We start from the raw sequence: 1,677 nt of genomic DNA, 5'->3' as shown, positions 1-1,677 counted from the left end.
GCCCCTTGGGCGGCCCGTCGAGCGGCAGCGCGGTCAGGTCGCCCTCGCGGTGTCGGGCCCACGCCGACAGCGGGTGCGGCGTCAGCACGGACGCGACGAGGTCGTAGGCCGCCAGCCAGTGTGCGGTCTTGGGACGGTCGATCGAGCGCCAGTAGAGGTCCTCGACCGTGCGCCCGAGCTCGAGCACCGGCTCCGCGACGCGCTCCCACTCGATGGTGAGGCGGTTGTCGGTCCAGTGCAGCACCCCCTGCTGGTGCAGCCACGCGAAGAGCAGCTGTCCGCCCAGGCCGTCGTAGTTGCGGGTGCGGTCACCGGTGATGGCGAAGCGGAAGATGCGGTCGAAGAGGACGGCATACTGCACCGACCGGGCGTAGGGGTGGCCCTGCGCCTCGAGCGTGACGGCCTCACGGAAGGCCGTGAGGTCGCAGCGCAGCTCCTCGAGCGAGTAGAGGAAGTACGGCATCCGCTGCTTGATCATGAACGGGTCGAAGGGCAGGTCCCCGTGCATGTGGGTGCGGTCGTGGATGAGGTCCCACATGACGAAGGCGCGCTCGGCGAGCTCCTGGTCCGCGACGAGGCGGGCGGCGTCCGGCGGCAGGGACAGGCGCGTGACCGCGGCCGCCTCGGAGACGACGYGACGGAACCGGGCCGCCTCACGGTCGGCGAAGATGCCGCCCCACGTGAAGGTCGGGACCTCGCGCATCGCGACGGTCTCGGGGAAGAGCACGGCGGAGTTCGTGTCGTAGCCGGCGGTGAAGTCGAGGAAGCGGATCGGCAGGAAGAGCTTGTTGGAGTAGTCGCCGCCCTCGAGGTCGGCGACGAAGTCGGGCCAGATCACCTCGAGCAGGACCGCCTCGACCTGGCGGTTGGGGTTGCCGTTCTGGGTGTACATCGGGAAGACGACGAGGTGGGGCAGCCCGTCGACCCGGTGCTGCGCCGGCGCGAAGGCGACGAGGGAGTCGTAGAAGTCCGGCACCTCGAACCCGCCGTCGGCCCAGCGACCGAAGTCCTTGACGAGGGCTTCGAGGTAGTCGGCGTCGTGCGGCAGCTGCGGCGCGAGGGCCTCGATGCCGGCGACGACGCGGCCGACCTGGGTCGAGGCGGCCTCGTGGTGGGCGGCCTCCGGCACGGACCCGTCGGCCACCTGCAGCGCCCGGAGGTCGGTGACCGCGGACTTGAGCGCGCGCCACGCGTCGGAGCTGACGAGCGGGTGGTCGGCGGCGAGGTCGACGTGGCGCACCCGGCGCGGCGCGACGAAGCAGACGGCGTTGTGCACGAGCTCGGCGAACGACTGCGCACCGGCTGAGTCCGCATCCGGGACGACGGTCAGCACGACGACGCGGCCGGCCCCAGCAGCCGTGGTGGCGGCCACCGGCACCCCGCCGGCAGCGAGCAGCGGACGGGCCGGCGCCTGCACGGCCAGCGAACCGGAGGCTCGGAGCGCACCGAGGTCGACGCGCGCGAGCAGGTCCTCGCCGATCTCCGTGTCGCGCTCGACGCGGACGGCGGGCCGGAGGGTCCCGGGCGCGGCGTCCTCACCGACGGTCACACCGGCCAGTGCACGCGTCGGAGCACCGAGGACGACGACGCCCCGGCCCTGGGTCAGCGCGTCACGCACCTCGTCGTCCATGGCCGAGGCGGCCTCGACGACGAGGACGTCGGCCGCCGGGGCGGGGG

At 73.0% G+C, this 1,677-nt stretch carries 1 protein-coding gene; it reads right to left on the bottom strand.

What is annotated here, in order from left to right:
* Positions 1–1,240, bottom strand: a 1,240-nt coding sequence (locus AC1DP0_RS21645) for a DUF6421 family protein (protein WP_478088599.1), incomplete at its 3' end; no start/stop codon positions are given.
* Positions 1,241–1,677: the final 437 nt, after the last annotated feature.

The sequence above is a fragment of the Terrabacter sp. P5_B1 genome (genome assembly GCF_056400505.1).
The sequence above is the reverse complement of the archived record's forward strand: the minus strand, read 5'-3'. Positions and strand labels throughout refer to the sequence as shown.